The organism is Cohnella cholangitidis (assembly GCF_014107495.1).
In the GTDB taxonomy this organism is placed as follows: Bacteria; Bacillota; Bacilli; order Paenibacillales; family Paenibacillaceae; genus Cohnella; species Cohnella cholangitidis.
Genome location: NZ_CP041969.1, coordinates 1,948,580 through 1,961,105 on the forward strand (window position 1 = coordinate 1,948,580; position 12,526 = coordinate 1,961,105).

Below are 12,526 nucleotides of genomic sequence, written 5' to 3' on the forward strand. Positions count from 1 at the left end.
GGACCGTCGCGATGGCCGGAAAACGCAAAGAAACCTATTTGTTAACCAAACAGGAACCTCATTCTATCGTATCGGAAGCCTACCGTACCATACGCGCCTCTTTGAAATACGGGACCGCGGAGCAGGGACGGAAAACGATACTGTTCAGCAGCCCCTCGGCAGGCGAAGGCAAAACGACCGCGGTCGCTAATCTCGGTTATTTGTTCGCGCAGGATGGCATGAGGACGTTATTGATCGACGGGGATCTTAGGCGTCCGAATCTGCACCATATTTTCCGGTTGCCGAACCGTGCCGGGTTAAGCTCGTATCTGTCCGGATACAGCTCGATCAACGAGATTATCCAACCGACCGAACTAACCAACGTAGAGCTTATCCCGGCAGGCCCAATACAGCCCAACCCATCGGAATTGCTAGGAAACTATCGCATTTCGGAATTACTGAAATACGCCAAGGAAACTTACGATCTGATCCTCATTGACGCGGCCCCGCTTCTCGTCGTGTCGGACCCGGCCGTACTCGCTAGAGCGGTCGACGGAGTCGTCGTTATGATTCGGGCCCTTAGAACGAATCGGGAGGATATCGTCAAATCTCAAAAGCTGCTTGAGCCGTTCAAGGATAAAGTGCTCGGATTTATTTTGAATGAGAGAACGGGTACTTAAAAGATGACTTTGCGCGGGGTTCGTGGTGCGGGACAATCTCGGAGTAAATATCTAGCTGTCGTTCTACGATATCTCGAATGTCATAATGCTCGACCGCCAGCTTCCTGCCCTCTAACCCGAAGGATTCGCGAAGAGAATTTTCTTGAAGCAGCTCGTCCAATCGATTGCTTAACGTAGCCGAGTCCTTTACAGGAACAAGGAAACCGCTTTGTCCATGCCTGACCTCTTCCCGGCAGCCTCTTATATCCGTCGCCACGACGGGTTTGGCCATTGCCATGGCCTCCAAGATGGAGAGCGGCATTCCTTCCCTATGGGAGGGAAGAACGAATATATCGCTCAGCGCGAGCAGTGCCGGAATATCCGTGCGAAATCCGAGAAACAAAACATCTTCATGATAGAGATCGGGCAGCATCCCAAGCAACGTACGATCGCGCTCGCTGTTATGATTCTCTCCGACAAGCATAAGTTTGGCATTCGGATGATTCGCTTTCAAAGCATGGAACGCCTCTATCAACTCCAGTATGCCCTTCTCCCTTACGAGTCTGCCCACGTATACGATGATTTTGTCGTTTTCCGATATCCCGAGTTCGCACTTCATCCGGGCGATGGTCTCTTTGGAAACCGATTCGGGGTTATATTTTGTCGCTAGCTCGACGCCGTTGCTGACATGGAATAAAGCTTCCCTCTTTTTGAACTTCGTTTTCAAACATAACTCGTAATCTTCTCGGCTGACAAGAAATAACCGATCTACGCAAAGTCGGGTCAGCCATTTCTCGATCTGATAGAAAACCCGGTACTTCATAGGCTTCATATGCTCATGAAAATAAAAACCGTGGGAGGTGTAAATAATCGTCTTGCAACCTGCCAGCTTAGCGGCTACCCTTCCGAGCATGGAGGCAATCGGATTGTGCACATGAACGATATCGTACTTTTCCTTGCGTATTAACCGATAAAGCTCTTTAACGGTGTTCAAATTCGACGGAGCGGTCAGCTTTCGTATGACCGGCGTACGCACCATCCGAATTCCCGTTTCGTTCAGAGCCGCGAATAAGCCTGTATCCGTGCAAGCGCAATGAACCTCGTGCCCGTTGTCCATGAGGCTTTCCAACAGAGGTCGAATGGAACTGACGAACGAATCTAACCCGCATACGTGCAAGATCTTGGCTATTACGAATTCCTCCTCAGGCGAATGGTTCGTCGTTCCCCAACCTGTTAGCCGCATAATCCTTAAATTCGGCAAGAAAACCAATCCATTGGGCGGAAAGCCGTTGCTCCGTATACTCCCTTGCCTTCGTTAAATCCGCGAAACCGGCGTTTTTACGTTCTTCCTCATCCCGAATAAGCCCCTTTATCCGAACGGCTAACGCAAGATCATCCTTGGGCTCTATCATTCTTTCGGGAGGAAGCAGCTCCGGAATGCCTCCCACTCGGGAGGCCAGGCAAGGAACTCCTCTGCTCATCGCCTCTAGCAAACCTCTCGGCAACCCCTCGGTCAAGCTTGGCTGTATGTATAAATCCAATCCGTCAAGCCAATCCCTAACCGGCTTTCCAGAAGGGACGACTCCCAAGAAACTGACCCGGTCCTCTACCCCAAGCTCTTGCGCCAATTGCCTCCAGGGCTCCGGATTACCGCCTCCGAGTATGGATAGCTCTACATGGCGGTAGTCGGAGAGCCGCGCGAGCGCTCTGAAGGCGGTGTCCAATCCTTTGTATCGGGTTGCCAGCGTTCCGATCAATCCGATCTTAAACGATCCCTTCGAGGTTCCTTGGGGGAGCGAACGCAAGTCGAACCGCTCGTCCGTTATCGGATCGAGGGAGGCGTCCGAACAACCCAAAGTTCTCCCATCCGTCGGGTAATCCGATTGCAGGTAGTGCTGCGTTACGTATGAGACATGCGAGGCTATGCGGCATAACTTTCGTATACGGTAACGGTTCCATGGAGCATATCCTTTGCCGTACCAGGAGCCGTTGTACCACATCGAATCGAAGGGATGTCCTACCAGCTCGATCATCCAAGGCTTATTCATCTCTATCGCGGTCTGTATGCCCATAATCCCGATCTCGCTTGGCAACCGCGCAATGAGTACGCAATCTCCTTGCAACGCTTCCCGGAATTCCCGTTTACACCATTCCCTAAGCGTAATGTAATGCCAAGGACGGCTCATTCTGTCCAACGGCCTTACCTTCATGTCCGGACCTTCCACCTGCAAACGTTGAGTAACCGCGCCATGCAGACCGGTCGAGGCCGACTGCGTTTCCGATCGGATTCTTGTCACCAATTCCATGCTCCGGAACACGGAAGCGTACCTGTTTCTCCAGAACTCGTAATGAAAGCTTTCGTGATGATACCGACCGGTGGACTCCTCTTTTCCTAGAACCACATCGTATGCGTATACTAATTTCAAGACGGCTGCTAACCTCCCGGTTCTTTAGGCGAGTAAGACCTCGTAAACGCTTTTGCGATAAATACCCCGAAATAGGGCAAAAGCGAATACCATACTAAAGGACGCACGATCGAAGCCGTTTCGCCCCGCGCAATAATGAGGAAGAAGGATAAGAAACAAGCTAGCATCGCGAATTTGGCCGCATCGTTCCCCTCCTCCACCTTCCGAGAAAAGCGGGCAAAGCCATATCCGAACGCGCCGATAAGCAACGCCCCGAACCATCCGAAATTAAAATAGCTCTCCGCTATAAAAGAAAATCCGTAACCGCCGCCGATGCTTGCATACCCCGGATCGATCTGCCATCCTAACCAATCCGCGGCAAGCCCATGGGCGACGGAAGGGTGCAAATCCCAGAACAGATTAGGAACGATCGTCAACAGAGCGTACATATAACCTTGCCCCATATCGTATTCGCGGACTAGAGGAATCAAGTCCATCGTATGAGCTACCGTCAGCATGGAATTGCCGACTTCGCTCATGATCGCTACCGCCGGATTGTCTAACATGAGCAGATCGTTAACGAGATCAAGCGAGCCCATATTCCGGGTTCTCAGAACGGCAATCGCCGGGAAGACGATAAAGAAAATAAAGCTCCCGAAGAGGACGATCCATAGACGGGGCAACCGCATAACGAGCCGATCGTACAGCCACGCGTATGCGATGAAAGGCATGATCGCTCCCGAGCGTAATCCTAGAACCAGCATGATGAACGTATACGCGACTACGATGAAGAACGATATCGCGATCCCCGAACGGCTTCGGCGGCTTCCTGCGAGAATGAAAAGCGCGGCGGGAATTAATAATTTGCTTAGCAGAAACGGAATCGCCCCGAATCCAGTCGGATCATCGTTGCCGTATAGCGCAAGGACGTTCCCGTTCATGACTTTGACGATAGCATCCTTTAGCAGAAACGCCGTGGGAACGAACGCGATCGATAACATGCTCCATCCCACAATCCGAATGGCACGATCGTCCGTATCCGTCTTCCGCACGGAGTCGGTTGAATGGAGCGGCAACTGTCCCGACCGATCGGATCGGACTATGCTCAGCAGGGCTCCCAGGTGCATGATCGACATGCAGATGAGAACGAACAAGATCGTGCGCATTAAGGCGTCGGGGGAAAACTGGTTATCCAATATTCCGTTGCGGTTCATACGGAACACTTCCAGCAATAGCTGGCCTCCGTTAAACAACGCAGCCGCGATCAGAAACAAGAAATAGGGAGAGAGAAGCCGGCCCCCGACCGCCTTCCATGAGAGCAATGACCAGACGATAAGGCAAAGGTAAAGGCAACAAGCCGGATAGATAAGCGGGGCGGAGTCGTAATTCATATACAGCCATAAGAGAATAAATACGGCATGGCAGAATCCGATGTGGATCAAGAGACTCCATCGCGAAAGCCATAAAGTATCCCGATTATCGTACAGCGCTGGAGCTTGCATACAATTCCCTCAATTTCTCCGTTGAATCTTGGATATCGAACCCTTTCGTTCTAAGGCTTCGGTATCGGATTTCGGCTTCCGGAACCGGCTGGCTAAGCCCTCTAACAATCGCTTCCAACCAAATTTCCGTATTCTTGCCCAAGTCCAACCGTTCCATCGTGCCTAATCCCATATCCGCTTCTTCAGGTATCCCGCTAGAGCAGACTATGGGAACTCCCGCGGCTTGCGCTTCGATGAGCACGAGCCCCAATCCTTCGAATAACGAAGGCAGAAGAACGAGATCGAGAGCGTTCAGTATGTCAGAAATGTGCTCCGTAGCTCCGTAAAACGTGACGCTGTCCGCGATTCCTAGCTCCGAGGCCAGATTCTCCGTTTGCGAGCGCAACGGACCGTCCCCGACGAGCAATAAATGAAGCGAGGGGTTACGCCGTCTGGCCTCGTGAAAGATGCGCAGGGTAAACCTATGATTCTTAACCGGATCGAAGCGTCCGATCTGCCCGATCAACTGACGGTCGTTGGGGAGTGCCAAATGCCTGCGTATCTCCTGCTTCGCCATAGACTTCTCGATAAAGCTAGGCAAATCTATGCCGTTGGCAACGACTTGATCTCTAGGATCGCGAGGAACCTGCCGACCGAAAAGCGATTCGCAAGCGGATAACGAACAGCCTAATCTGGACGTTGCATGCTTACCGATCAACCTTCTCATCCATCCTCGGTACGCTTTCCGGAGAAACGACTCCCTTCTTTCCTCGTTCGTTGTATGACTATGCGAGATGCGTATGGGCACGCCGCATTGGTCGGCTATTCGAAGTACGAAGCCGCTAAAATAATGAACGTGGCTATGTACGGCTTCGAAAGGGCCTTGCATGACCATAACTCTTCTTAAATCGCCTAGATGGGAAATAAGAGATTTCGGATCGGAGACGATGAACAGACGGCCGCCTAATTTTCTTATTTCGTCATCGTAGTGCCCCGGATCCGAACAATGTACGACGAAGTCGAACTGGATCCGTTTGCGATCCATCTGGCGATAGACATTCATGATAAACGTCTCCGCTCCGCCGCGATCCATCTTTTTGAATACATGCAACACCCTTATCGCGTCACGCATAACCGCCAAGCCCCCTTTGCCATATGCATCGCTAGTTCATTTCCTTTACCTCTGTAAGGGGAGACAGACGCTTCTCTATTTTCATGGCAATGATTCCGTAAGCCACAGCGCTGAACAACCAAGCCGCTACGTAAGCGAGCGCCAACCCCTCGGCACCGCCGTCGCGCATTCCGAAATAAAAGCTGCCAAATAGGGTTAAGCTCCATCCTGCCGAAACGAACATGCCGATCCACCATTTGCTGTTAGCGAACAAAGATTGATAGAGCCCGACCGCGATCGTCTCTAATATTGCGGATACCGCAAGGTAGACCAACACGGAATGGCCGGATCCGAAATCGGAACCGTATGCTTTGAGCAAATAAGGAGATCCAACCGCTACGGCTGCCGCAACGAAGAAAGCAACCGATACGGTCATGCCAAGGTTGGAACGCAACGTCTTGCGATAGCCGTGCAAGTCGCCTTTGCCTAAAAGGTTGCTAAGAATCGGGGAAGCCACTCTAGCGATAAGCCCCGGAACGAATACGACAAGGTTGCGAAGAACGTTCGCGGCATTGAATACCGCCATTTCCTCTATCCCGTTGCTTCTCGTCGCCAACGCCGCATGGCTTGTCCAAATGGCCGTCCCCCCGACGATTCCCGATACGGCAGCCGGCAAAGTCAATCGGTAGAGCAACGATCCCTCCCCCCACATTCCCGTTATCCGAGGTACGATTCCTTGGCGTCGGCACTCCTTGCGAATCGCTAGGGTATGAAGCCAGAACGCCGACAAGGACGAGAGGCTAAGCGCCCATGCCGCTCCGCTCAAGCCGAATTCGTAAGTCAAAACAAAGGCCAGCGTCAAAGAGGCGATCGCTTGAATCACGTTTAGTTCGGTTAACCTCGTAAAAGCTTCCAAACCGTAGAGAATTCCGATCTGACACCACCAGACGGACCAGAAAAACACGTAAACGGACGATATCCTAAGCAGCATCGCCAATTGAGGCTCATGAAGCACGGTCCCTGCAATCCAAGGGGCCAAAACGAATAATCCGACCGCATAAATAAAACTGACGCCCATCGATACCGTCAAGCATAAGGCGACGAACCTGCCGGTCCTAGCCGGATCGCTATCGCGATGTTCGGAAATGATCTTGGAAGGCGTGATGCTCATTCCCGCGCTTGCGATCGTCACGACCATGAATACGGTGCTCTGCACGATGCTCCATTCTCCGAACGCGATTTTGCCTAGCAAACGCGCCGCGATTATCGTTCCAAGGAACGAGGAGCCCTGGCTAATAAGCGAAGCCGCGATATTCCAGGTTATCCCTCTGAAGAAACGCCTGCTCGCTTCGCTCCATGTATCCTTAAGCCGGCTCATGATTTGCGCCTCTTAGCCAACCGATTGATTAGCGCGAATACCGCTAAGCCCGATGCGACGCCAACCATATCGACTCCGACATCGAACCAACTGGGATGGCGATCCGGTACGAACCATTGATGCGCTTCATCCGCGATTGCCCACAACCCCAACGCGACGGGGATGCAGCCTAACCATCGCCGCCGAATTCCGGTCCATGAAGCTATAATCATCAGACTCGCCGTCATTCCTGCGAACAATAAGAAATGCGCGAGCTTCCTCAGTAGGAATGGGTAGTAATAATAATCGTTGGCGTGATCGTACCGGACATGCTCCCGATCTTCATTCTCTATTCTTGCCGTTCGCTCGCCCTGCCGAATATCGAAATAATCCAAATGAATGGCATTCCCCTGAGAGTTCGCGTTACGCTCTTCCAATGCCCTTAAGACGAGCACATGCTCGCCCGGAGCGAAATCCGGCGTGACGAACAATGGCTTGATCTCGGACTCGAAGGCGAACAAATCGACAGTGGACACAGGTTTCCCGTCAACGAGAACTTGAACGATGCCCCCATGCGGACCGGTATAACCAGCCCATTCGACCTTGCCTCCAGTAAACTTCAAACTTATTTCGGCGTTCGGAGAAGAGGTATACGACATCGAACCTCCCGAATAGGCCGGATCAGGAATCGTCATCTCGCGATTATGCACGATTTCTCCCCGATAACGAATTTCCAAGTTATCCGGAATCCACCGTGCGGCCGCGCGCATAAGTCCTTCATTGGAGTAAATGAGCGACGCCGTCTTTTCCCCTTGGATGCCGCTTAGCGCAAAGCTTGATGCGCATACCGCAACAGCGAAGAAGACAAAAACGAGGTGTCTCCAATTCCATCGCGCGGACATCCTTCCGTCACGCGTGCCGAATCGTTCTTTCCGGCTTGTTGTCGTCATCTTCCGCTCTCCCGGATCCTCTACTGAAACACGTTGAAATGAATGTCATCGACATACAGCTCGCCTACGGAATTGTCCGCCTCCGACTTCAAGATACAGTACACGATTGCTCTCGTCGCTTGTCCGGGTGTTACTCCGTTAACAACAAGAGAAGTATAGTCCCCTGTCGCGCTGCCGATTTCGGCGGAGTTGGATCCCACCCATACTTGGTTCGCATCGAAGAAATCGACGTACAACTGGGCTTTCGCGCCGATAAGCTTAGTCGCCCATATTTTACCGCTTAGCGAATACAGGCTATCGCCGGAAACGGCATTAGACTGCGAAATCCACGCATATCCGCCATTCCCCATCTGCGAGGCCGCGATTTTCTGAGCTTGTCCCGCGTTAGCTCCTTCGACCGGAACGACCGCGAATTCGGGAGCAGTCGCGTTGAAGAAGCTCTCGCTCCATTCATCCGCTACTGCGCCTCCCCAATTGTGGCGTTCGAAATCAGGGTTGCGGATATTGTCCAAGGATACGGTTAGCGCCAGATCGTCGGCGAATAACTTGCCGGATGCATTGTCCCCGGTTGCCCGCAATATGACGTACACTCTTGCTCTAACCGTACCCGCCGGAGTAATTCCCGATATCGACTCTTGGTGATATTGATCCGTTATCGCGCTCACGTTGGAAGAACGGAATGTAATCCAGTTGCCGTTCGCATCGAAGAAATCAATGAACAGCTGCCCTTGGGCATTCTCCAGTTCATTGGCCCACAGGCTTCCGCTGAAGGTATAAGGCTTGCCGGCTTGCAGGGCAACGTCCTGATACACGGAATGCAGCTTGTCGTTATCCATGCCCGAAGCCGATAATTCAAGAGCATATTGGCCGTTCCGCGCGGCTGCGCTGCTCTTGGAAATGTACTCCGTGTATCCGGCGTTGGGAGAATAGACGGACGAACCGACGGACGTATTCACCGACGAAAATACGGACCATCCAGGCAACGTGTTATCGTCTCCCTCTTCAAAACCACCGTTCACGATCAATGAAGCGACGGGTACAACGATGTCCGGTTCCTTCTCTCCCATAAAGCTCAGAGTATCCGCGATAACCGAACCCCCTCCGCCTTGCGCCAATGCCCTTAAGACTAAGCTGAACCGGGCGGTTACCGCTCCATCCGGCGCCGTTAGGCGGTCGTCCACGTAGACATATCCGCCGGTAGCTTGAGTCAGTTCCTTGATTCGCGTGGCAACGACGTTGCCGGATGCGTTAAGGAAATCTACGTATAATTGGAATTTGGCGTCCCGGAGTTCCGCGATATGGACTCTGCCGCCCCAATCGTATGTTTTGGAAGCTTGAACGGCGACATCTTGATAAACGATCGACACGCCGTCTTGAGGCAATCCCGTTGCCGCGATTTGTTGCGCAATGAGGCCGCTGGAGCTGCCATCGATCAGCAGCCGGTTGCCGCTCGTTCCGCCCTCGCTGACGCTGTCGTACCATCCGGCGAAAGATTGTTCGAAATCGCCGTTATTCAATATCTCAATTCCACTCTTAACCTTGAAAGAATATTCATAGGCGGCTTGAAGGCCGTTACCCGACATATCCTTCACCGCGCCTTGCGGCAGGATCGCTTTATATTCGGTGCCTGGCTGCAAATAGGCAGTCGGCGCGATGAACAATTCATTGCTATGAATCCGGGCAGTTGTCTGGATTACGGTACCGGATAAGGATTGCAGACGAATGTCCGAGAAAGAATCTCCTGCTTCGATAGGTTCATCGAACGTTACTCCGATAATGGAATTGGACAATATTCCTTCGCCGACCGTTGGCGGTTCCACGGACTGAACGACGGGAGCATCCGTGTCCACGTTATAGGACAGGAACGAAGTCTCATCAACATAGATCGTTCCTTCGGCATCCGCGCCCGTGCCTCGTACGATAAGGAACACCATCGCGCGGGTCGCGTTGCTCGGAGCATCTCCCGACAGTTCTACGGTTTCATATCCTTCCGTCGGAGCGACGACATCTTGAAGCTGAGCTCCGACCCATTGCCCCCCGGCATCGAAGAAATCGACGTACCATTGGAATTTGGCGTTCGTCAACTGTTCGGCATATACTTGCGCGGTCATCAAGAATCGATTACCGCTCTGAACCTTGACCGATTGGCTGAGCATGCCTGCGCTGCCTTCGGCCAATCCGCTTACGTGCATCTTCAGCGCTTTGCTTCCGTTCGTTACGGGCTCGGCGACGAGCGTCTTCTGCAGCGTAACTCCCGAATCATAATAGGTCGTCCACTTCTGGACGGCCGAAGCCGTACCGAGAGCGCCGGATTCGAAACCGGAGTTCTGGAGCAGATTTTCCAGCGTACTTCCTTCGAATGTCGTGAAAGACGAAGCATAAGCCTGCGGCTGCACGTTACCCGCCGCGTCTCTGACCGCGTTCGCGGCCACATGGATCGTGTAGGTCGTTCCAGGCGCCAATAAAATATTCGGTTTAACCAGCAGTTTGTTGGCTTGGACGGATACCTTCGCGGAGACGGCATTGCCATCGTTGATCAATTGAACGTCCGTACCCGAAGGATTCGTTAATTCAATATTCTCATCGTAGCTGATCTCGAGCGTCTGATTGATGACGCCCGCAGCCCCGTCGCTCGGATTGCCGTACCAGAACTGCGGCGCCGTTCTATCGTCGTTAGGAGTGAACAATAAGTCGTCCACGTACAAAGTTCCCGCGCCGTTGTTATCGTTGCCGCGTACAATCGCGAATACCGCGGCGCGCACCGCATCGGCGGGCGCGGCCCCCTCCACGTCGAAAGCCGCGTACCCCGTTGTCGTCTCTTTGTATTCCTTCACCATTAAACCGACCCATTGTCCGTCCGCGTTGAAATAATCGACGTAGAACTGGATTTTGGCGTCGGCTAATTGTTCAACGTTGATCCGCCCCGACAGACGATAGCTTCGTCCCGGTTCGACGGGGATGTATTGCACGACGGTAGCCATTCCGCCTTTAGGCAATGCCGAACCCACGATTCGAACGGCGGCTTGTCCCGATGCAACCGGCGTTTGAACGGCTCTGATACTGCCGCCGGATACCGAGGAATTCAGCAACGTCCAATCCTCGATACTCGTTCCTTCTTCCGAGTAAACTTCGAAGCTGCCGTTCTTGAGCAGATTAACCGGACCCGGCTTGCGAACGAGTACGGTCGCTCCGTCTGACAGAAGCCCTTCTTTGCCGTTCGAAGCAACCGCGCTTACGAAGTAAGAATAGTTAGTATCTTCGTTCATGGCTTGGTTAACGAAACTATCGTCCAAGAAAGCCGTTCCCGTTACTTTGGACGATCCGCTGATTCTGACGGGCGTTCCCCCGTTCCCTCCCGACGACGGAACCGCCTGGCGATATACGTAATATCCCGAGGCGCTCGGGACCGGGGACCAGCTCAATTTTACCGAACGGTTGATTTGGAATGTCGCGCTTACGGACTGCGGCTGCCCGATCGGCGGTTTAGGCACCGTGATCGAAACGGTATTCGATCTAATCGACTCGTTACTCGACCGATCCACGGCGCTTATCGCGTAATAATATCTGGCGTTGGCCGTTTGCAGGGCAAACCCTTGATTATCGATATAGGTTGTCGCCCCGCTTGCCGCTTGTCCAACCAGAACGTATGGTCCTCTTGAAGCTGTGGCGCGATAGATGCGGTAAGACTGGGCATACTCGTTCCCTTGCCATTTCAACTGAACTTTGCCGTCTTGAAGCTGAACCCTCGGCGTCGGGAATTTGTAAGCCTTAAGAAGAACGGGTTCCGCCAAGGATCGCGCCGACTCCGATCCGCTTGGATACAGGGTGCTCACTTTATAGTATGCTAGCCGGTTCTTGCTCAAATAGAGACCGACATAGCTATTATCCGTATATTGGATTTGCGCCCCGCTGGTAACGGTCGCGATAAGCTCGTAATTCCCGTTGATAGAATCGGAACGATAAATTTTGTATCCCGCCGCTAGATTTGCTTCTCTCCAGCTTAAAGTCACCGCGTTGGCGGAACTGATTTTCGTACGGATAGAGCTTGGCGGCTTCTTCTCGATTGCCGGGACGACGACGCTGACGGCGGCGGTTGACGGAGACTCCGTTCCCCCGTTCCCGATCGACCTAACGGTATAGTAATATCGTACGGATAATTCGCCCATAGTAACGGACGTATCCCGATATTCGTTATTGTTCGCGCTTGATGTTGCGTGAATGATCTGAAAATCCCTATCCGGCTTGGTCGAGCGGAATACGCGATAACCTTTGGACTGGGATACCTTGTCCCATCCCACTTTGATTTCCTTGCCCGTCCAAGACGCGGATGCGTTCCTAGGAGCCGCCACGCCGGTAGAATGCGCCGCGCTCGCCGTTTGAGGCAACTGCAACGGGTGCAACGCTTGCACGAGCAGAGCAACGATTAGGAGTAAAGCAAACTTCTTGACCATGGAATCATCCAACTTTCCCTCGCATGATAAATAACCTTAGAACGATAAATAGAGTCGAAGAAACAAAACCAAAAAACCCTCCGCATACAGGAAGTTATCGAGAGGATATATTCATTTTTTGACGGATTGCGAG

General features: G+C 52.6%; 8 protein-coding genes. 1 reads left to right on the forward strand and 7 read right to left on the reverse strand.

Translation table 11 applies throughout. The features are described 5' to 3' along the window. Window positions 1-11: 11 nt before the first annotated feature. Entirely contained in the window at window positions 12-659 is a 648-nt protein-coding gene (locus tag FPL14_RS09380) for a CpsD/CapB family tyrosine-protein kinase (RefSeq protein ID WP_182302730.1), read from the forward strand. Here the strand turns inward: FPL14_RS09380 and FPL14_RS09385 are convergent. From FPL14_RS09385 to FPL14_RS09415, 7 genes are read right to left on the reverse strand one after another with little or no spacing between them, the layout of a single operon-like run. Then, complete coding sequence (locus FPL14_RS09385) at window positions 631-1,899, reverse strand: glycosyltransferase family 4 protein (RefSeq protein ID WP_182302731.1); 1,269 nt, start codon at window positions 1,897-1,899, stop codon at window positions 631-633. The two genes, FPL14_RS09380 and FPL14_RS09385, sit on opposite strands and share 29 nt — an antisense overlap. Next, window positions 1,841-3,064 (reverse strand): glycosyltransferase, encoded by a 1,224-nt coding sequence (locus FPL14_RS09390; RefSeq protein WP_182302732.1) that lies wholly within the window; start codon window positions 3,062-3,064, stop codon window positions 1,841-1,843. Before FPL14_RS09390 ends, FPL14_RS09385 begins: the two co-directional genes overlap by 59 nt. A gap of 8 nt (window positions 3,065-3,072) precedes the next feature. After that, entirely contained in the window at window positions 3,073-4,545 is a 1,473-nt protein-coding gene (gene wzy / locus FPL14_RS09395; RefSeq protein WP_182302733.1) for an O-antigen polysaccharide polymerase Wzy, read from the reverse strand. Beyond that, window positions 4,520-5,656, reverse strand: coding sequence for a glycosyltransferase family 1 protein (locus FPL14_RS09400; RefSeq protein WP_182302734.1), 1,137 nt, complete (start codon window positions 5,654-5,656; stop codon window positions 4,520-4,522). The genes wzy and FPL14_RS09400 overlap by 26 nt, the downstream gene beginning before the upstream one ends. Before the next feature lie 31 nt (window positions 5,657-5,687). Then, complete coding sequence (locus tag FPL14_RS09405; protein ID WP_182302735.1) at window positions 5,688-7,013, reverse strand: oligosaccharide flippase family protein; 1,326 nt, start codon at window positions 7,011-7,013, stop codon at window positions 5,688-5,690. After that, window positions 7,010-7,942: a VanZ family protein gene (locus tag FPL14_RS09410; protein WP_182302736.1), complete on the reverse strand. Its 933-nt coding sequence runs from the start codon at window positions 7,940-7,942 to the stop codon at window positions 7,010-7,012. The genes FPL14_RS09405 and FPL14_RS09410 overlap by 4 nt, the downstream gene beginning before the upstream one ends. Before the next feature lie 20 nt (window positions 7,943-7,962). Next, complete coding sequence (locus FPL14_RS09415) at window positions 7,963-12,405, reverse strand: Ig-like domain-containing protein (protein WP_182302737.1); 4,443 nt, start codon at window positions 12,403-12,405, stop codon at window positions 7,963-7,965. Between the last annotated feature and the right edge of the window lie 121 nt (window positions 12,406-12,526).